This window comes from Streptomyces sp. NPDC001507, from assembly GCF_042894765.1.
GTDB lineage: Bacteria > Actinomycetota > Actinomycetes > Streptomycetales > Streptomycetaceae > Streptomyces.
The window spans coordinates 480601-497897 of the sequence record NZ_JBIAVV010000002.1 but is presented as its reverse complement, the minus strand read 5'-3'; the positions used below and the strand labels follow the sequence as shown (position 1 = coordinate 497897).

Sequence of the window (17297 nt, the reverse complement as noted above, 5' to 3'; positions counted from 1 at the left end):
ACAGGGTGTCCGGCCGTGCTTCATGGCCCCCGCACAGGACGCCGGGAGATCATGTGGCCCACTCGACACGGCGATGCCGACGGACAGGGGCTCAGGTGGACAGGACGGGCGTGCGGCGTGCCCTGGCGTTGTTGCTGGTCACGTGGGGTGCCACCCGGCTGGTACTGCTGCTTTTCGTCCTGAAGGTGTTCGTCTTCCCCGGCGCGGACGTCACCAGCGACGTCTCCGTGATCTACCAGGGCTGGTACGAGGTCCTGCGGCACGGAACGTTTCCCCTGGACGACGTCACCTGGCAGTACCCGCCCGCCGCCGCCCTGCCGATCCTCTCCCCCGGCCTCCTTCCCTTCCTGGACTACCCGACCGCCTTCTTCGTCCTGGCCTGCCTCGCCGACCTGGGGGTCCTCGCCCTCCTCCTCTACACCGGCCCGCGCCCCGGCCGGACCCTGCGCGGCGCCTGGGTCTGGGTGCTGGGCGTCCCACTGCTCGGCCCGACCGTCTACGCCCGCTACGACCTGATGGTCACCGCCGTCGCCGTCGCCGCGCTGCTCGCCGGGGCCCGGCACCCCCGGCTCATGGGTGCGCTGGCGGGCTTCGGCGCGATGGTCAAGGTGTGGCCGGCGCTGCTCCTCGTGGGTGCCGTACGGCGGCGGGCCTGGGGGGCCGCGGCCGTCACTGCGGGCGCGGTCGGCACCCTGTTCGCGGTGGCCATGCCGGGCGCGTTCTCGTTCCTGGCCTTCCAGCGGGACCGGGGCACCGAGGTGGAGTCCCTCGGCGCGCTGGTCCTCCACATCGCCCGGCACTTCGGCTGGCACGGCGAGGTGCTGCTCAACTACGGCTCGATCGAATTCCTCGGCCCGCACGTGAAGGCGGTGAGCACGGCGGCGCTGCTGCTCACCGCGCTCGCCTTCGGCTGGCTGCTGCTGTGGCGGCTGTCGGCGGTCCGCTTCCGCTCCCACACGCTCGCGGACGCGGCCTTCACCGCCGTGCTGATGTTCACGGTCACCAGCCGGGTGATCAGCCCCCAGTACATGGTGTGGCTGGTGGGCCTGGCCGCCGTCTGCCTCTGCTTCCGCGCCAGCCGGATGACCTTCCCGGCCGTCCTGCTCCTGCTGGCGGCCTTCGTGACCGTCCTGGAGTTCCCGGTCGGCTTCTCGCACGTCGTGGTCAGCGACTGGTACGGCATCACCCTGCTCCTCCTGCGCAACGGCCTGCTGGTGGCGGCCACGGTCACGGCGGCCCGCGCCCTGTGGCGCTCCACGGTGACCGGGGACACCGCCGCCCCGTTCCCGTCTTTGGCGGCCCGGGCGAAGGGGACCGCGGTGTCCTCCTGAACCCGGCTACGCGGCTCAGCCGCCCAGCTGAGCCCGCACGTAGTCGCGCCAGCGGGTGGTGAAGGCCGGGAGGGTCGTGCCGAGTTGTGTCCTCAGGGCGTCCTCCACGGCGCCCGGGCGTGACGTGTGGGCGCCGACGGCGCGGTAGAAGGCGCCGAGCCTGTCCTCGCCCCAGTGGGCGGCGATCATCCGGCAGGCCAGCCAGCCGCCCTCGTAGGCCTGGGCCAGTCTGGTGGGGTCGTCGGTGAAGCCGAAGTCCTGGTCGGCGGGGAGGTCTTCGGGGGTGTCCCCGGCCTCGACGGCGCGGGCGAGTTCGGGAGCTACCTCGGTGGGCGTGCGGTCGGTGCCGAGGTAGCCGATCCAGTCGGCGTAGCCCTCGGAGAGCCAGAGCGGGGTGGCGGCCGTGGTGTGGGCGCGGGTGGCCACGTGCGTCGTCTCGTGGGTGAGGACGACCTGTCTGCCGACCGTGCCGAGGATCGCGTACGCCTCCGGGTTGAGGATGACCCGGTCCGCGGGTGCCTGGCCGGAGCCGCCCGCCTCGCCGGTGGTCACGGCGGCGATGCCCTTGTAGTTGGAGGCGGGGGCGCCCAGCAGGCCCGCCATGCCGTTCAGCGACCCGGGTACCAGCAGGACCACCCGCTGCGTCCAGCCCGTGCCCCAGGCCTTGGAGACCTCGGGGACGGCGGTGTCGGCGAGCCGGGCGTAGTCGCGCAGCGTGGCCGCGGGCTGGCCGACGCCGAGGACGAGGGCGTGGGCGGTCTTGACGGCGGTCACCTTGCCCTGGTCCCAGAGCTGCTGTCCGGACTTTCTGGCGGGCTTGTCGTATGTGACATACCACTGTCCGTCGGCCGTGCGGCTGAGGGTCAGTGCCCGGTCCGTCGTCACCGGTGCCTTGTCGTACCCCTGTATCCGGTAGCTGAGCTGTGCGTCGGCGGTGGCCCCGGCGCCGTCGGGGTGCAGGGCGGTGAGCCGGTAGCTCCAGGCCGCGAGCGGTACGGCCCGCAGGTCGGCGTACGAGCTCCGGGTGCCGGTCTCGGCGTACGCCTGCTCGTCGTGGCCGAGGACCGCGGCCGAGCGGCGGTCCAGGACCTGCTGCACCTCGGCCATCGCCGTGCCGGTCGGCGACGGCCCGCCGCCGCATCCGGCCAGCGGCAGGAGCAGCAGACACAGCCCCACCGCTCCTGAGCGCCACACCCGTCCACGACCAGCCACTTTCCGATCGTAAGGGCAGGAGCCCGGAAGTCAGGGCCGGGTGACGGAGGAGACCGGCATCATGCCGACCGGGTCGTAGCGGACCGGGGCGCCGGGGTAGGGGGCGTGGATGACCTGGCCGTTGCCGACGTACATGCCCACATGGCTGGCGTCGGAGCGGTAGACGACCAGGTCACCGGGTTGCGCCTGGGAGAGCGGGACCTGGTGGCCGGCGTAGCGCTGCTCCTGCGAGGTGCGCGGGAGCTGGATCCCGGCGTGGGCGTAGGACCACTGCATCAGGCCCGAGCAGTCGAAGCCGGAGGGGCCGTTGGCGCCCCAGACGTAGGGCTTGCCGAGGGCGGAGCGGGCGGCGGCGATCGCGGCGGCGGCACGGGCGTCGGGGACGGCGGCGCCGGAGAGGCCGGGCAGGTCGGCGCGGTCGTCGCCGCGGGAGGCGTGCTCGAAGGCGACGCGGTCGGCGGCGGGCATCGCGTTGAGCAGCCGCCGGGCCTTGGCGAGCTTGCGCTCCACCACGGCCTTGTGCAGCGCGACGGCCTTGCGGCTCTTCTCCAGCTCGGCGAGGTTCCCGGCGGCCTCGGTGCGCTCCTGGGCGAGTTCGCGCATCGCCGTCCGGAGCCGCCTGAGCTGCGCGGCCTGGCGGGCGTCCACGCGGTCGAGGAGGGAGGCCCGGTCGAGGTAGTCCTGCGGGTCGTCGGAGAACAGCAGGGCCACGGTGGGGTCGAGGCCGCCGGAGCGGTACTGGGCGCCGGCGAGCGACCCGAGCGCCTCCCGCATGGTGTTGATGCGCTGCTGCTGGCGGGCGATGCGGTCCTGGGACTCGTTGACCTCGCGGCGCAGCGCGCCGGCCCGCTCGTCGGCCTTGTCGTAGGCCTGGGTCGCCTCCTCGGCCTGCTGGTACAGCCGGTCCACCTCGGCACGGGCGTCGGCGTGCGGGGCGGCGCTCGCCGGTACGGCACCTAGTGCGGCGGCGGCGGCCGAAAGCACGCAGATTGCGGTACCGGCGCCCCGGTTGAACCCGGACGACGGTGCGAGACGGCGATGAGACCCCACGGCGGTCCTTCTGCTGGCGGACGGGAACCGCTTCCCCCGGCGCGGGGGACGGGGATGCCCCGGCGCCGGAGGAAACGCGCCGACAGTAGCCGCGCGACCGCGCCCCGGCCAAAGACCTCGGCGGCCACGGAACGTGACGCCCCGCCGCTGACGCAGGTCACCGGCGGGGCGTGGAGTCAGTTTCGGTTGCCGCGATTCGCCCGTTCGGGCGCCTCAGCGAGTTGATCTTCGGCCGTACGGGTGCCGCCGTAACCCGGTGGGGTCAGATCCGGACGCCGAACTCGAAGGTCATGTCGCTGATCGACTCGTAGCGCACGACGGCACCGGTGTGCGGGGCGTGCAGAACCTGGCCGTTGCCGGCGTAGAGGCCGACGTGGTGGTAGTCGCCGTAGAAGATGACCAGGTCGCCGACCTTGAGGTCGCTCTCGCTGTAGATGCGGGTGCCGGCGTTGGCCTGCGCCTCGGAGGTGCGCGGGATGGTGACGCCGGCCTGGGCGTAGGCCCAGGAGGTCAGGCCCGAGCAGTCGAAGGAGGACGGGCCGGAGGCGCCGTAGACGTACGGGGAGCCGATCACGGACTGGGCGGCGGCGAAGGCGGCGGCGGCCCGGCCGGAGGCGGAGCCCGTGTTGCCGAGGTCCACGCGGGAGGAGGCGCGGCTGGCGGCCTGGGCCTGCTCGGCGTCGAGGGCGGCCTTCTCCTTGGCCGTCAGCGTGTTGAGCAGCTTCTGCGCGTCGGCGAGCTTGGCCTGGACGGCCTTCTTCTGCTTGGCCAGCTCGGTGCGGGTGGCGGAGAGGTCCTTGAGCTTGTCGGAGGCCTCTGCCCGCTCCTGGGCGAGTTCGCGCTGTTTGTCCTGAATCTTCTTCAGGGCCTCGACCTGCTGGCTGCTCAACTGGTCGAGCGTGGACGCCTTGTCGAGGTAGTCGTCCGGGTTGGAGGAGAGGAAGAGCTGGACCGACGGGTCGATGCCGCCGGAGCGGTACTGCGCGGTGGCCAGCGAACCGAGGCTGTCCCGCAGCTTGTTGAGGTCCTCCTGCCCACGAGCCACGTTGTCCTGGATCGTGGATATCTCCTTCTGCAGCTTCTGCTGCTTGTCCTTGGCGCCGTCCAGCTTCTCGGTGGCCTGCTCGGCCTCCTGGTAGAGCTTGTCGACCTTCGCCTTGACCTCGTCCTTGGTCAGCTTCTCGCTGGGCGCCGCGTTGGCGGCGTTGGCGCTGAGGACTACGGCGGCGGCCGCTGCGGTGGTGAGCACGGTCACGCGCGCACGGCTCGGCTGCTTGGGTCGACGATGGGACGCCACGGAGACGGGCTCCTTCGTTTGAGTGATCACCCGTGTGGAGGTTCGAGGCCAGACAGTAGTGACCTACCTGTGATCAGTTCAAACCCAGCAGCCAAAAAAGTGGTCACGCAACGCACTCTTTGCACATAACTCACGAGCGGTAATGCTCGATTGACGCTACGTTGCGTGACGGTTCGGTCAATTCGGGCATTGCATATGCGGGTTGCACGTTCAGGACAGTCGCTTCAGAAGCATCGCAGAAGCGACCGGACGGGCCCCCGCCTTCGCGACCCCGTCGGCGACCTCGCGGTCGGTCGAGGCGACGATCACCGGGCGGCCCGGCGGCTCGGCGCGCACCAGCTGGCGGATCAACTCGTCGGCGGTGACGCCGGGCTTGGAGAAGAGGACCCGGACCCCGCGCGGCGGGGCGAGCAGCACCGGCGCGGCCAGTTCGGCGCCGTCGAAGACACAGGTGACCTCGGCGCCGGTCTGGGCGGCGAGCTGGGAGAGCTGGCCGAGCAGCCGCAGCCGCTGCTTCTCCAGGGGCATCTGCGGATAGCCGGTCTTGGTCACGTTGTAGCCGTCGACGACCAAGTGCGCCTGGGGCAGGGCGAGCAGCTGGTTGAGGATGGCGGGGTCGTGCTCGGACAGGGCGCGCGCCGCGATGTCCTTCGGGGTCATTCGTCCCGGTTCGACCGCGTCCACGGTCTCGGCGGGCCGCACCGACACCGGCGGCAACGCCAGCTCCCGGCGCAGCCCCTGGGCCGCGTCGAGGACGGTGTCGAGCAGCAGCCGCAGCCGCATGTCCTCGACGCTGCGCCCCTCACGGGCGGCCCGCCGGCTGGCCTCCAGGGCCGCCTCGGCCTCGCCGAGCCGGGCCTTGAGCCGCCGGCCCTCGCTCTCCGCGGCGGACAGCAGGGACTGCCCCTCGGCCCGCCCGGCCTCCAGCTCGCCCTGCAGCTTGCGCAGCGCCGCCTCGCCGCGCTTCACGTCGCTGAGAGCCGCCCGCAGCTTGCGGTGAAGCGATTCGGCTTCCTTCTTCGCCGCGTCCAGTTCGGCGCGCAGCCGCTCCGTCTCGGACCGGGTCTGCTCCCGGGCCCGGTCCAGCTCCTCGCGCAGCCGCTCCAGTTCGGCCCGGCTCTCCTCGTCGGCCCGCTCGGCGTCCGCCCGCTGGGCCTCCTCGCCGGCCGCCGCCACGAGCTTCACCCAGCCCGCGGGGCGCAGTACATAGGCCGCGGCCGCCACGTCGAGCGGGTCCGCGGCCGGGGGCGGGGAGCCGGAGTCCAGGGCGCCGGCCAGTTCCGGCTGGGCCTCTCTCAGCTTCTCCCCGATCCGCTGCCGGAAGAGGGTGTCCGTCTCCAGCGCGGCCGCCATGGCGTTCCCCGCGAACTTGGCCCGGCGATTCGGGGCGAAACGGGCGTACTGCCTTAGCTGTGCGGGCAGTTCGCCGAGGGTCAGGCCGCCGAACCCGTCCGACACGATCTGTACGACACGCCGTCGCACACCGTCGGGCAACGGACGGTCAAGCACCTCGGCGGTGCCGTCGCCCGGCCCCCCGCCTGTGGTCTCCACCATCCGTCACACCCCATCACCTGTACGGGGCCGGCTCCCGGCATCAGGAGTCGGCGCCCGGCCTGTCCACGAGTTCCACCTGGTCCACCGCGTTGCACCAGCGGCAGCGCACCGACTCGATGGTCTCACTGACCACCTCGCGCTCCTCGACCTTGGGCTCACCGGCCAGGTCGAGGTGGACGTACTCGACCACCTTCGACGAGCGGGTCACGTCGAAGCGCGTGAGGTTGCCGCAGAGGGTGCAGCGCCACCGCGTCGTGGCGGTCGGCAGGGGAACCGTCATCGTGGCTTGTTCGCTTCCTTCTAGTGTCCGTGACGCGCCGTCCCGACGCGTGTGGCTCGTAACCCTACGGCCTGGCGGGTACTCGACGCCGCCCTGTCCGCGGCGGCGAGGCGATCTGCACCAGTGCGTCCCGTTACGCCATGCTCTATGTCCATGATCGGCAACTGGAACACCACGGCGGCCCGGACCCTGCGGAGCCTGCGGGGCACGTCCGCACCCATGACGTACACCCTGATCGCCGTGTGCTGCCTGATCTTCGTGCTCGGCCCCGCCTCCGGCTTCACCCCCTCCTACGGCACCGGAGAGGCCCTCGCGGCCGCGCAGCGGGCGTATTTCCGGCACTGGGGGGTGGTCCCCGCCGACCTGTTCGACGGTCCGGCGCGGGAGGCGCTGACCCCGGCCACGGCGCTGTTCATCCACGGCAGCTGGGTGCACCTGCTCGGCAACATGCTCTTCCTCTTCGTCTTCGGGGCGATGACCGAGGAACGGATGGGCCGCGTGGAGTTCACTCTCTTCTACGTCTGCTGCGGCTATCTCGCGCTGCTCGGCTACGCGGTCGCCAACGCCACGTCCCCGCAGTCGCTGGTGGGTGCGTCCGGGGCGATCTCGGCGGTCCTCGGAGCGTTCCTGTACCTGTTCCCCAGCGCCCGCGTGACCAGTCTCCTCCCCTTCCTCTTCTTCCTTCCGCTCCGGTTCCCGGCCTGGGTCGTCCTCCCGTTCTGGGCGGCCCTCCAGTGGCTGGCCCTCGACCAGGCCCCCTCCGGTCCCGGCGTGGCCTACCTCGCGCACCTGGTCGGGTTCGGACTCGGGTTCGGCTACGCGTGGGTGCGGTACGGCCGTACCACTAAAGTGAAGGTCGCCCCAGCTCCGGCACCCGAGGGAGAGAACCAGCCGTGATCACCGCGATCGTCCTCATCAAGACCAGCGTGGACCGGATCCCCGAGATCGCGGAACAGATCGCCGCGCTGGAGAGCGTCAGCGAGGTCTTCTCCGTCACCGGTACGTACGACCTGATCGCCATGGTCCGGGTGCGCGAGCACGAGGATCTGGCGGAGGTGATCCCGGGCCGCATCAGCAAGATCCAGGGCGTGGAGGGCACGGACACGCACGTCGCGTTCCGCACGTACTCCCAGCACGACCTGGAGGCGGCGTTCGCGATCGGCCTGGACAGCTGAGCGCCCCGTAAGGGGCGCTGGGGGTACCCCCGGCCGAAGGCTGGGGGAGGAACTGCGCGACCAGCCCCCACCGGCCGGCAGCCGGGCACGAAGCGCCGTGGCCCCCCGCGGGTCCGTCGTGGCTGGTCGCGCAGTTCCCCGCGCCCCTGAAAACAGGTAAGTCAGCCCACCGCCGGGACGCAGCGGCCGTCCTCCGTGCGGTACGCCCACTTCGCGCCGTCGGTCACCAGTTCCCGTACCGCGTTCACGAAGCGCTCCACGTGCTCGTCCGGCGTCCCCGCCCCGAAGCTCACCCGGATGGCGTTGAGGGACTTCTCGCCCGGTGCCGCCTCCGGCGCCCCGCACTCGCCCTGGGTCTGGGGGTCGGAGCCCAGCAGGGTCCTGACCAGCGGGTGGGCGCAGAAGAGGCCGTCGCGGACGCCGATGCCGTACTCGGCGGAGAGGGCGGCGGCGAAGTGGGAGCTGTTCCAGCCGTCCACCACGAAGCTGATCACGCCGACGCGGGGGGCGTCGTCGCCGAAGAGCGAGAGGACCCGGACCTCGGGGACCTCGGCCAGCCCCGCCCGCACCTTCTCGATCAGGTACCGCTCGCGGGCGACCAGCGTGTCGAAGCCCGCCTCGGTGAGCGCCTTGCAGGCGGCGGCGATGGAGTAGGCACCGATGACGTTGGGCGACCCCGCCTCGTGCCGCGCGGCGCTCTCGTGCCACTCCACGGCCACTCCCCCGTCCTCGCGCCGGGTGACCTTGCGGCTGGCGCCGCCGCCCGCGAGGTAGGGCTCGGCGGCCTGCAGCCAGTCGGCGCGGCCGGCCAGGACGCCGGAGCCGAAGGGGGCGTACAGCTTGTGGCCGGAGAAGGCGACCCAGTCGACGTCCAGGTCGCGGACGGAGACGGGGTGGTGCGGGGCCAGCTGGGCGGCGTCCAGGACGATCCGGGCGCCGTGCGCGTGCGCTGCGGCCGCGAGCTCCCGGACGGGCCACAGCTCGCCGGTGACGTTGGAGGCACCGGTGACGCAGACCAGGGCCGGGCCGTACGGGTCGCGGTCGGCGAGGGCGCGTTCCAGGGTCTCGACGGCCTGGCGCGGGGTGCGGGGGGCGTCGAGGTAGGTGACGCGGGCGTCCTGCCAGGGCAGCAGGGAGGCGTGGTGCTCGGTCTCGAAGACGAAGACCTGGCAGCCGGCGGGGAGGGCACGGGCCAGCAGGTTCAGGGAGTCCGTCGTCGAGCGGGTGAAGACCAGCTGGTCGTCGGGGCGGCAGTCGAGGAACTCGGCGACGGTCCGGCGGGCGTTCTCGAAGAGGTCGGTGGAGAGCTGGGAGAGGTAGCCGGCGCCGCGGTGGACGCTGCCGTAGTAAGGCGCGTAGGCGGCGACGTCGTCCCAGACCCGCTGGAGGGCGGGGGCGCTGGCCGCGTAGTCGAGGGCGGCGTAGGTGACCTCGCCGCCGGTGACGAGCGGGACGGTGACATCCCGCCCCAGAACGGGCAGCGGGGCACAAACGGACTGGGCGGCGGCAGCGGTGGAGACGGACATGGGTGAACTCCCGTGTGAGCAGGTGAGATCCGCCGTGCGAGCGGATGCGCTCAAGCAGCGGCAGGGGAAAAGGGGGATGCGGAGGCGGGGCTCTGCGGCCCTATCGCATTCGCTTGCTCACGGGAGACTCCTCGACGACCAGGACCCCTGGTGTACGAGGGGTCCGCGCTTGCCGCAGACCTCGCTGCCTGCGGCCTGGTCTTCACCCGGGGCACCCCGCCACGGACGGAGGGTTGCCGGACAGTCGGCCGGGGCCTCATGACTGTCACTCATGACCTGGGAAGAAACGTAGGTGAAGTGATCGCAGCCGCGCAACTCCTGTCCGGATGACGGGACACCGCCAGGGGCCGAGGCCGGTCCCTTGGCATCGGCGCCGGTGCCGAAATCCTCTTTCCGCCGCAACGGCGATCAGCCGTCACGGCGATCAGCCGCGACGGTGGAGCCCGGCGGTGCCGGACTCCACCTCGGCCGGCTGGACCGGCCCCCTACTTGTTCGTCGCCGCCGCCCAGCGCTCCAGGACCCGCTTGGCCGCACCCGAGTCGATCGACTCGGCCGCCCTGGCCATGCCGGCGCGGAGCTGCTCGGCCAGGGTCCCGGCGGCCGGGTCGAGGGCCACCAGGGCCGCCGCGGAGTTCAGCAGCACCGCGTCCCGCACCGGGCCCTGCTCGCCGTCCAGCAGCCTGCGGGCGACCTCCGCGTTGTACGACGGGTCGCCGCCCCGCAGCGCCTCCACGGGGACCAGGTCGATGCCGACGTCACGGGGGTCGAAGGTCTCCTCGGTCACCTTGCCGTCGCGGACGATCCAGACGCGGGACGTGGCGGTCGTCGTCAGTTCGTCGAGGCCGTCGTCGCCGCGGAAGACGAGGGAGGAGTGGCCGCGTTCGGCGAAGACGCCCGCGACGACGGGGGCCATGCGGGGGTCGGCCACGCCGACCGCCTGCGCCCGCACCCGCGCGGGGTTGGTCAGCGGGCCGAGGATGTTGAAGACCGTGCGGATGCCCAGCTGGCCGCGCGCCGCGCCCGCGTGCCGCAGCGCCGGGTGGAACTTGATCGCGAAGCAGAAGGTGATGCCGGCCTCCTCGGCGACCTCGGCGACCCGCTGCGGGGTCAGGTCGAGGTTGACGCCGAGCTTCTCCAGGACGTCAGAGGCCCCGGACGCGGAGGACGCGGCCCGGTTGCCGTGCTTGACGACCTTCGCGCCCGTGCCGGCCACCACGAGCGCCGACATCGTGGAGATGTTCACCGTCTTCGCGCCGTCGCCGCCGGTGCCGACGATGTCGACGGTGCGGCCCGGTACCTCGATGACGTTGGCGTGCGCGTACATGGTGCGGACCAGGCCGTTGATCTCGTCGACCGTCTCGCCCTTGGCCCGCAGGGCCACGACGAAGCCCGCGATCTGGGCGTCGGTGGCCTGGCCGCGCATGATCTGGTCCATCGCCCAGGCCGTCGCGTCGGAGCTCTGGTCCTGTCCGTACAGCAGCGCGTTCAGTACCCCGGGCCAGGAACGGCCCGCCGCGGTGTCGCCTCCAGCGGGGGTCACAGCGCTCATAAAGCCGCTCCTGATCGTCGTACGGGCAACAGGGGTTCTCAGGGCTACCCTATCCAGCTCCGAGCACGGCGAAGGGCCCCCGTCCGTACCCCGGACGGGGGCCCTTCGCCGTGGCGTGGCGACGCGGTCGATCAGTGGTGGCCGTGGCCGCTCGTGATCTCCTTGTACTCCTCGACAGTCGGCTTCGGGATCTGGTTGTCCTCGCCGTAGTAGGCGTTGCTCAGCTTGGCGCGGAGCTTCTCGGAGCCCTTGATCTTGCGCTCGACACCGTTCTCGTCGACCGCCGGGCCGACCTGGGCCGGCTCGTACTGGTGGTGCGCCGTGAGGGTGTGCAGCTGCTCCTGCGAGAGCGGCTCGTGGACCTCGATGAACTCACCGTGCGGCAGCCGCTTGATGATGCCGGTCTCGCGACCGTGCAGCACCTTGTCGCGGTCCCGGCGCTGCAGGCCGAGGCAGATGCGCTTGGTCACGATGAACGCGATCACCGGTCCGGCGAAGAAGAAGATCCGGACGAACCAGGTCACGTCGTTGATCGACAGGTGGAAGTGGGTGGCGATGAGGTCGTTGCCACCACCGATCAGGCCCACCATGTACACGGTCACCCAGGCGACACCGAACCCGGTACGGGTCGGGGCGTTGCGCGGCCGGTCCAGGATGTGGTGCTCGCTCTTGTCACCGGTGACCCAGGACTCGATGAACGGGTAGACCGCGATCGCGCCCAGGACCAGACCGAACAGGACCAGCGGGATGAAGACGCCCAGGACCAGGGTGTGGCCCCAGAAGTTGATCTCCCAGCCGGGCATGTAGCGGATCAGGCCCTCGGCGAAGCCCATGTACCAGTCGGGCTGGGCGCCGGTGGACACCTGGTCCGGACGGTAGGGGCCCATGGCCCAGATCGGGTTGATCTGGGTGGTCGCCGCGATGGCCGCGATGACACCGAAGACCAGGAAGAAGAAGCCTCCGGCCTTGGCCATGTAGACCGGCAGCAGCGGCATGCCGACGACGTTCTTCTCGGTCTTTCCGGGGCCCGCGAACTGCGTGTGCTTGTGGTAGAAGACCAGGATCAGGTGGCCCACCATCAGGCCGAGCATGATGCCCGGCAGCAGCAGGATGTGGATCGAGTAGAACCGCCCCACGAAGTCGTGGCCGGGGAACTCGCCGCCGAAGAGGAAGTACGAGATGTACGTGCCGACGATCGGCATCGACAGGATGGCGCCCTCGGTGAAGCGGACACCGGTGCCGGAGAGCAGGTCGTCCGGGAGCGAGTAACCGGTGAAGCCGGTGAACATGCCCAGGACGAACAGCAGGAAGCCGAACAGCCAGTTGATCTCACGCGGCTTGCGGAACGCGCCGGTGAAGAACACGCGCATCATGTGCACGAACATGCCGGCGAGGAAGATCAGCGCGGCCCAGTGGTGGATCTGCCGGATGAGCAGGCCACCGCGCACGTCGAAGGAGATGTGCAGGGTCGAGTTGAACGCCTCGGACATCATCTGTCCCTGGAGCGGGACGTAGCTGCCGTGGTACACCACCTCGTTCATCGAGGGGTGGAAGAACAGCGTCAGGTACACACCCGTCAGGATGATGATGATGAAGCTGTACATGCACACTTCGCCCAACATGAACGACCAGTGGTCGGGGAAGATCTTGCGCATGTTGGACTTGGCCAGGGAGTAGATCCCGAGCCGTCCGTCGGCCCAGTCGGCGACGCGCTCGCCGGCCGGTGCCTTCCCGCGCTCGCGGGACTCGGTGTTCTCTGTAGTGCTCATCCGCGCTCCCAGAAGGCAGGACCGACGGGCTCGTCGAAGTCGCCGAGCGCCTGGAGGTAGCCCTCCTCGCTCACGCCGATGCGCAGCTGCGGCAGGGCGTGGCCGGCCGGGCCGAAGATCACTCGGGCTCCGTCGGAGAGGTCGAAGGTGGACTGGTGGCACGGGCAGAGCACGTGGTGGGTCTGCTGCTCGTACAGCGAGATCGGGCAGCCCACGTGGGTGCAGATCTTCGAGAAGGCGACGATGCCCTCGTGCGACCACTCGAGCTCGCGCTTGTCCTTGATGTTGTCCGGCTGCAGCCGGATGATCATCAGGGCCGCCTTCGCCATCACGTTCTGGAAGTCCTCCTGGGACTCCTCGACGCCCTCGGGCTTGGCGAAGGTCAGCGAGCCGACGGCGACGTCGGAGGGACGCAGCGGCTCGTTGGTGTTCATGTTGACGAGCAGCTTGCCCTTCGACCACGCCGTGTGACGCAGCGAGGTGCCGGGCAGCGGGCCGAGGTCGCGCAGCAGCACGACGCCGGAGAGCGGGACCAGGGTCAGCGCGCCGAACATCGTGGTGCGGATCAGCTTGCGCCGGCCGATCGCCGACTCCTTCGCGCCCTGCTTGAAGTCGGCCAGGACCTTGGCCTTGACCTCCGGCGGGGCCGAGATGGCGTGCCGCTCGTCGGCGACCTCCACGTCGGACATCAGGGTGCGGGCCCAGTGGACCGCGCCCGCGCCGATGCAGAACAGCGCCGCGCCGAGGGTGAGGCCCAGGGCGAAGTTCAGCGCGCTGATGTGACCGATCGGGAAGACGAAGATCGACTTGTCTTTGGGGATCGTCACGTAGGAGGCGATGAAGCCGACGGTGGCCAGCATCGACACCGTGAACAGCATGGCCACGACGCGCTCGGACCGCTTGGCGGCCCGCTCGTCGATGTCCTGGATCCGGTGCTCGTGCGGCGGCAGACCCGGGTCCGAGAAGGGGTCCTTCTCGTCCGCGACGCTCACGGCTCCGTGCGCGTGGTGGTCCTGCTCAGCAGGCAGGTTCTCTTCTGGAATGTCTTGGCTACTCATGACTTCTTGGCCTTTGCGGTCCGAGCGGCGACCCAGACGGCGACCGCGATCAGTGCACCGAGACCGAAGATCCAGGCGAACAGACCCTCGCTGACCGGCCCGAGGCCGCCCAGGTTGAGACCGCCGGGGTTCTCCGTGTTGCTGCTGTTGACCGCGTTCAGGTACGCGATGATGTCCTTCTTGTTCTTCTCCGTCAGCGTGGTGTCGGGGAAGGACGGCATGTTCTGCGGGCCCGTCTGCATGGCCTCGTAGATGTGCTTCGGGGCGACGTTCTCAAGAGTCGGAGCGAACTTGCCCTTGGTCAGCGCACCGCCCGAGCCCACGAAGTTGTGGCACTGCGCGCAGTTCGTGCGGAAGAGCTCGCCACCCTTGGCGATGTCGGCACCGTCCGGGCCGTACTGCTCCGAGGTCGGGACCTCGGGACCGGCGCCCAGCGAGGCGACGTACGCCGCGAGCTGGTCGATCTGGGCCTGGGTGTAGATGTTCTTCTTCTTGACGACCTGCGGGCCCTGCGAGGTGGCGGCCGGCATACGGCCGGTGCCGACCTGGAAGTCGACGGCCGCGGCGCCCACGCCCACCAGGCTGGGGCCGTCGGACGAACCCTGACCGCCGGTGCCGTGGCAGCTGGCGCAACCGACCGAGTAGAGCTTCTTGCCCTCCTCGATGGTCAGGGACTGGGATGTTTCATCGGCCTGCGCCTTGCCCGCGGGTGCGAACGCGGCGTACAGCCCCCCTGTGCATGCCAGCGCGAGGAGTAGGACGACGACCGCCGCCAGCGGATGGCGTCGTCGTGCGGAGAGCTTTTTCACGGATTACCCCGGTGTCAGGATCTTCTGCGTCGATGCTTCTGGAAAGTGCGCTTCTGCGGCGCGTGGTGCCGGCCCGGCTACTTGATCAGGTAGATCGTGGCGAAGAGGCCGATCCACACGACATCGACGAAGTGCCAGTAGTAGGACACGACGATGGCCGCGGTCGCCTGCTCGTGCGTGAACCTCTTCGCCGCGTAGGTGCGCCCCAGGACGAACAGGAAGGCGATGAGGCCGCCCGTCACGTGCATGCCGTGGAAGCCGGTGGTCAGGTAGAACACCGAGCCGTACGGGTCGGACGAGAGCGAGATCCCGTCCTTCTTGACCAGCTCGGTGTACTCGTAGATCTGACCGCCGATGAAGATCGCACCCATGATGAAGGTGACGATGAACCAGCCCCGGAGCTTCTTCACGTCCCCGCGCTCGGCGGCGAACACACCGAGCTGGCAGGTGAGGGAGGAGAGCACCAGGATCGTGGTGTTGGTCGCGGAGAACGGAATGTTGAGATGGCTCGCCATCTCCTTCCAGTGCGCCGGACCGGTCACCGATCGCAGGGTGAAGTACATCGCGAAGAGGGCCGCGAAGAACATCAGCTCGGAACTCAGCCAGATGATGGTTCCGACGCTGGTGAGGTTCGGCCTGTTGACCGACGGGTGCGCGTGCCCGGTATCTACTGTCGTTGCTGTCGCCACGACCGACATTATGTCGGTCGCTTATCTCGCGCTCACTCCGGGGGGTGCCGTTCGGAGTGTTCGCCCCGTGTGTAGTGCCCGGATGGCCCATCGAAGCGGTGTTCCAACAGGTGTTGACGAGGTGTTCAGGGGAGTAGCATCCGGCGCATCGGTCCTGTCCGTACGACGCTGACGTCTCGGAGGAACAATGCAGCCGACCGCCACGGTGCTGGTCTACAGCGACGACTCCAACACCCGCGAGCAGGTGCGGCTCGCCGCCGGCCGGCGGCCGGCTCCCGATGTGCCGTTCGTCGAGTTCGTGGAGTGCGCGACGCCCGCCGCGGTCCTCGCCGAGCTGGACAAGGGCGGGATCGACGTGTGCGTCCTGGACGGCGAGGCCGTGCCGATGGGGGGCATGGGCATGTGCCGGCAGATCAAGGACGAGGTGTTCAACTGCCCGCCGGTGCTGCTGCTGATCGGACGGCCGCAGGATGCGTGGCTGGCCACGTGGAGCCGGGCGGACGCGGCTGTGACGCTGCCTGTGGAGCCGGTGGAGTTCGCGGGGGCGCTGGCGTCCTTGTTGCGGCAGAAGAGGCTGCTGAGCGCCTAGGAGGGGGCGGGGCGCGGTGCGTGCGCGAGCGCGGGCCGGTGGGGGCCGTTCGCGCAGTTCCCCGCGCCCCTGACGGGGCGCTTGCCGCTGGGGGCGGTTCACAGTGCTGCCGGCTGCACCCTCGCCGCGTCCTCCGGCCTCGGGCCGTCCTGGGTGCCGCCCGTGAGGGCGCTGCCCTTGCGCCAGTTCTGCCAGGTGATGTTCCAGTCGCCGAAGCCGTTGCCGAAGTTCTCCATCGTCTTGCCGTTGGAGTTGACGACCTTCACCAGGTCGCCCGGGTGGATGGTGTCGAAGAACCACTCGGCGTTCGAGGTGCTCATGCCGGTGCAGCCATGGCTGACGTTCGCGTAGCCCTGGGAGCCCACCGACCAGGGCGCGGCGTGCACGTACTCGCCCGACCAGGTGACCCGGGTGGCGTAGTAGACCGGCAGGTCGTACGAGTCCGAGGTGCCCTCGGCGATGCCGACCGTGGTGCCGCGCATGCGTACGAAGTACTCCTTCTCCAGGACGACCTTGACGCCGTTGCGGGTCTCGAAGCCCGGTTTGCCGGTGGTGACGGGGATCTGGTTGATCTCCTTGTCGTCCTTGTAGACCGTCATCTGGTGGGCGGCGGCGTCCGTGACGGCGAGGAGCTTGTCGCCCGTCGTGAGCTTGAGGGGGGCGGCCGGGCCGCCCCACAGGCGGTCGCTGATCCGGATGCCGTCCAGGTTGCTGTGCACCTGGATGGTGGCGTGGGCGGGCCAGTAGTCCTTGGGCCGGTAGTGGAGTTCCTTGTCGCTCACCCAGTACCAGGAGCCCTCCACGGCCGGGACGGAGTCGACCCTGAGGGCGCGTTCGACGATGGCGCGCTGGGCCTTGTCCTTGATCGGGTGGTCGAGTTGGGCGGTGACCGGCTGGCCCACGCCGTACTCTCCCGCCTTGGGGCCGAAGGTGATCTTCAGCCGCTGCCGGGTGGTGGGCGTGCTGGTGTCGAAGGTGAGGGTCTTGCGGCCGGGTGCGCCGTTCTCGTCCTCTGTGCTGACCTGGACCGTGTAGTGGGCGTTGGCGGCCAGCGGGGAGGTGCTGTGCCAGCGGCGGCCGTCGGCGTCGAGTTCGCCCGCCACGAAGCGGCCGGTGGCGTCCTGGGCCGTGACGTCCGTGATGCGGTCCTCGTCGCTCTTGGCGACGACCTCCAGGGGCTTGTCGGGGTCGGCCCGCTTCCCCGTCCCGGTGGGCGTGTTGAAGGAGATCTGGTCCGCCGCGTCGTACGGCTTGTCCGCGAGGGGGTTGCCGTCCGAACCGCAGGCGGTGACGCCCGCTCCGAGGGCGATCACCAGCAGGGTGCAGCTGACGACGTTACGGGCGCACGGAGAGTGACTCATATTGTCACGCTATGAGATGTTTTCCGGACCGGCGCGGCGGTGGGCCC

Annotated in this window: 16 protein-coding genes and 1 riboswitch; of the genes, 4 read left to right on the top strand and 12 right to left on the bottom strand. The window is 70.3% G+C overall.

Annotation, left to right across the window (positions count from 1 at the left end):
* Nucleotides 1-95: 95 nt before the first annotated feature.
* Nucleotides 96-1331, top strand: coding sequence for a glycosyltransferase 87 family protein (locus ACFY0K_RS08395; protein WP_390639167.1), 1236 nt, complete (start codon nucleotides 96-98; stop codon nucleotides 1329-1331).
* Nucleotides 1332-1346: 15 nt separating this feature from the next.
* Here ACFY0K_RS08395 and ACFY0K_RS08390 read toward each other — a convergent pair whose 3' ends face one another.
* From ACFY0K_RS08390 to ACFY0K_RS08370, 5 genes are all read right to left on the bottom strand, one after another.
* Nucleotides 1347-2543: a hypothetical protein gene (locus ACFY0K_RS08390; RefSeq protein ID WP_390639166.1), complete on the bottom strand. Its 1197-nt coding sequence runs from the start codon at nucleotides 2541-2543 to the stop codon at nucleotides 1347-1349.
* A gap of 30 nt (nucleotides 2544-2573) precedes the next feature.
* The gene (locus ACFY0K_RS08385; protein ID WP_390639165.1) at nucleotides 2574-3593 is read right to left on the bottom strand and encodes an NlpC/P60 family protein; all 1020 of its coding nucleotides are present in this window, start codon (nucleotides 3591-3593) and stop codon (nucleotides 2574-2576) included.
* 262 nt (nucleotides 3594-3855) lie between these two features.
* Nucleotides 3856-4890 (bottom strand): NlpC/P60 family protein, encoded by a 1035-nt coding sequence (locus ACFY0K_RS08380; RefSeq protein WP_390639164.1) that lies wholly within the window; start codon nucleotides 4888-4890, stop codon nucleotides 3856-3858.
* A gap of 210 nt (nucleotides 4891-5100) precedes the next feature.
* Nucleotides 5101-6444 (bottom strand): NYN domain-containing protein, encoded by a 1344-nt coding sequence (locus ACFY0K_RS08375; RefSeq protein WP_390639163.1) that lies wholly within the window; start codon nucleotides 6442-6444, stop codon nucleotides 5101-5103.
* A gap of 40 nt (nucleotides 6445-6484) precedes the next feature.
* Complete coding sequence (locus ACFY0K_RS08370) at nucleotides 6485-6724, bottom strand: hypothetical protein (RefSeq protein WP_009309707.1); 240 nt, start codon at nucleotides 6722-6724, stop codon at nucleotides 6485-6487.
* 153 nt (nucleotides 6725-6877) lie between these two features.
* Here ACFY0K_RS08370 and ACFY0K_RS08365 point away from each other — a divergent pair, with 153 nt between their 5' ends.
* Together ACFY0K_RS08365 and ACFY0K_RS08360 are read left to right on the top strand one after the other, a co-directional pair.
* Nucleotides 6878-7621 carry a rhomboid family intramembrane serine protease gene (locus ACFY0K_RS08365; protein WP_390639465.1) on the top strand — a complete coding sequence of 248 codons (744 nt, stop codon included), beginning with the start codon at nucleotides 6878-6880 and terminating at the stop codon, nucleotides 7619-7621.
* Entirely contained in the window at nucleotides 7618-7899 is a 282-nt protein-coding gene (locus ACFY0K_RS08360) for an Lrp/AsnC family transcriptional regulator (RefSeq protein ID WP_093503977.1), read from the top strand. Before ACFY0K_RS08365 ends, ACFY0K_RS08360 begins: the two co-directional genes overlap by 4 nt.
* A gap of 161 nt (nucleotides 7900-8060) precedes the next feature.
* Here ACFY0K_RS08360 and ACFY0K_RS08355 read toward each other — a convergent pair whose 3' ends face one another.
* The 6 genes from ACFY0K_RS08355 to ACFY0K_RS08330 form a co-directional block, all read right to left on the bottom strand.
* Complete coding sequence (locus ACFY0K_RS08355; protein ID WP_390639162.1) at nucleotides 8061-9425, bottom strand: aminotransferase class V-fold PLP-dependent enzyme; 1365 nt, start codon at nucleotides 9423-9425, stop codon at nucleotides 8061-8063.
* A gap of 160 nt (nucleotides 9426-9585) precedes the next feature.
* Nucleotides 9586-9702: riboswitch (SAM riboswitch) on the bottom strand.
* 208 nt (nucleotides 9703-9910) lie between these two features.
* The gene (gene trpD / locus ACFY0K_RS08350; RefSeq protein ID WP_390639161.1) at nucleotides 9911-10975 is read right to left on the bottom strand and encodes an anthranilate phosphoribosyltransferase; all 1065 of its coding nucleotides are present in this window, start codon (nucleotides 10973-10975) and stop codon (nucleotides 9911-9913) included.
* Between the two features lie 131 nt (nucleotides 10976-11106).
* Nucleotides 11107-12744, bottom strand: a complete 1638-nt coding sequence (locus tag ACFY0K_RS08345) for a cytochrome bc complex cytochrome b subunit (protein WP_390639160.1) — start codon at nucleotides 12742-12744, stop codon at nucleotides 11107-11109.
* The gene (locus ACFY0K_RS08340) at nucleotides 12741-13802 is read right to left on the bottom strand and encodes a Rieske 2Fe-2S domain-containing protein (protein WP_351954528.1); all 1062 of its coding nucleotides are present in this window, start codon (nucleotides 13800-13802) and stop codon (nucleotides 12741-12743) included. Before ACFY0K_RS08340 ends, ACFY0K_RS08345 begins: the two co-directional genes overlap by 4 nt.
* The gene (locus ACFY0K_RS08335; RefSeq protein WP_390639159.1) at nucleotides 13799-14611 is read right to left on the bottom strand and encodes a c-type cytochrome; all 813 of its coding nucleotides are present in this window, start codon (nucleotides 14609-14611) and stop codon (nucleotides 13799-13801) included. Before ACFY0K_RS08335 ends, ACFY0K_RS08340 begins: the two co-directional genes overlap by 4 nt.
* A gap of 77 nt (nucleotides 14612-14688) precedes the next feature.
* Nucleotides 14689-15309 (bottom strand): heme-copper oxidase subunit III, encoded by a 621-nt coding sequence (locus tag ACFY0K_RS08330; RefSeq protein WP_351954530.1) that lies wholly within the window; start codon nucleotides 15307-15309, stop codon nucleotides 14689-14691.
* 178 nt (nucleotides 15310-15487) lie between these two features.
* On the opposite strand from ACFY0K_RS08330, the gene ACFY0K_RS08325 reads away from it, so the two are divergent.
* Nucleotides 15488-15889, top strand: a complete 402-nt coding sequence (locus ACFY0K_RS08325) for a response regulator transcription factor (RefSeq protein ID WP_093503963.1) — start codon at nucleotides 15488-15490, stop codon at nucleotides 15887-15889.
* A gap of 98 nt (nucleotides 15890-15987) precedes the next feature.
* Here the strand turns inward: ACFY0K_RS08325 and ACFY0K_RS08320 are convergent, their stop codons facing one another.
* Nucleotides 15988-17250 carry an Ig-like domain-containing protein gene (locus ACFY0K_RS08320; protein ID WP_390639158.1) on the bottom strand — a complete coding sequence of 421 codons (1263 nt, stop codon included), beginning with the start codon at nucleotides 17248-17250 and terminating at the stop codon, nucleotides 15988-15990.
* Between the last annotated feature and the right edge of the window lie 47 nt (nucleotides 17251-17297).

Coding starts and splice junctions, on each gene's coding strand:
- ACFY0K_RS08375 (WP_390639163.1), bottom strand. CDS start 6,444: ATGGTGGAGACCACAGGCGGGGGGCCGGGCGACGGCACCGCCGAGGTG.
- ACFY0K_RS08370 (WP_009309707.1), bottom strand. CDS start 6,724: ATGACGGTTCCCCTGCCGACCGCCACGACGCGGTGGCGCTGCACCCTC.
- ACFY0K_RS08365 (WP_390639465.1), top strand. CDS start 6,878: ATGATCGGCAACTGGAACACCACGGCGGCCCGGACCCTGCGGAGCCTG.
- ACFY0K_RS08355 (WP_390639162.1), bottom strand. CDS start 9,425: ATGTCCGTCTCCACCGCTGCCGCCGCCCAGTCCGTTTGTGCCCCGCTG.
- trpD (WP_390639161.1), bottom strand. CDS start 10,975: ATGAGCGCTGTGACCCCCGCTGGAGGCGACACCGCGGCGGGCCGTTCC.
- ACFY0K_RS08345 (WP_390639160.1), bottom strand. CDS start 12,744: ATGAGCACTACAGAGAACACCGAGTCCCGCGAGCGCGGGAAGGCACCG.
- ACFY0K_RS08340 (WP_351954528.1), bottom strand. CDS start 13,802: ATGAGTAGCCAAGACATTCCAGAAGAGAACCTGCCTGCTGAGCAGGAC.
- ACFY0K_RS08330 (WP_351954530.1), bottom strand. CDS start 15,309: ATGTCGGTCGTGGCGACAGCAACGACAGTAGATACCGGGCACGCGCAC.
- ACFY0K_RS08325 (WP_093503963.1), top strand. CDS start 15,488: ATGCAGCCGACCGCCACGGTGCTGGTCTACAGCGACGACTCCAACACC.
- ACFY0K_RS08320 (WP_390639158.1), bottom strand. CDS start 17,250: ATGAGTCACTCTCCGTGCGCCCGTAACGTCGTCAGCTGCACCCTGCTG.